Below are 646 nucleotides of genomic sequence, written 5' to 3'. Positions count from 1 at the left end.
CGGGCTGCAGGTAGCTCTCCCCGCTCGCGGCGGCCTCGATCGGCCGTTCGCCCACCAGCCACAGCATCACCGAGATGTCGTGGGGGCCGAGGCTCCAGAGCGCGTTCTCGTCCGGGCGCACGATGCCCAGGTTCTGCCGGTTGCCGTACAGGTAGAAGACCTCGCCGAGCAGGCCGTCGTCGATGATCTTCTTCACGTGCTGGAGGCCCGGGTGGTACACGAGCAGGTGGTCGACCATCAGGATGCGGTCGCGGGCGTCGGCCAGGGCGGTCACCTCGCGAGCGTCCGCGCCGGTCAGCGCGAGCGGCTTCTCGACGAAGACGTGCTTGCCGGCCTCGAGGACGCGCTTCGCGAGCGCGGCGTGCGTGGGAACCGATGTGGCGATGACCACCGCGTCCGTCTCGGGATCGCCGAGGACGTCATCGAGCTGCCGCGTGAACCGCGTGGAGGGGTACGCGGGCCGGTGACGCTCGAGCACCTCCTCGTCCAGATCGCAGCACCACCGGAGCTCGGCCTCTGGGAGCCGCGCGAAGTTGCGGGCGAGGTTGGGGCCCCAGTAGTTCATCCCCACCACGCCGATGCGCACCGGTGAACTCACAGGCGCCAGACCTTCGGGTCGTCGCGTGTCACGTTCCGGAAGTCGACG

General features: G+C 69.7%; 1 protein-coding gene. It reads right to left on the bottom strand.

The window, feature by feature from the left end:
• The coding region (locus tag KDM41_18380; GenBank protein ID MCB1185392.1) for a Gfo/Idh/MocA family oxidoreductase at positions 1–598 on the bottom strand (598 nt) is incomplete at its 3' end.
• Positions 599–646 lie beyond the last annotated feature (48 nt).

Source organism: bacterium (assembly GCA_020440705.1).
Lineage (GTDB): Bacteria > Krumholzibacteriota > Krumholzibacteriia > LZORAL124-64-63 > LZORAL124-64-63 > JAGRNP01.
Note: the sequence above shows the minus strand (reverse complement) of the source record. Positions and strands in the feature narration are given on the sequence as shown.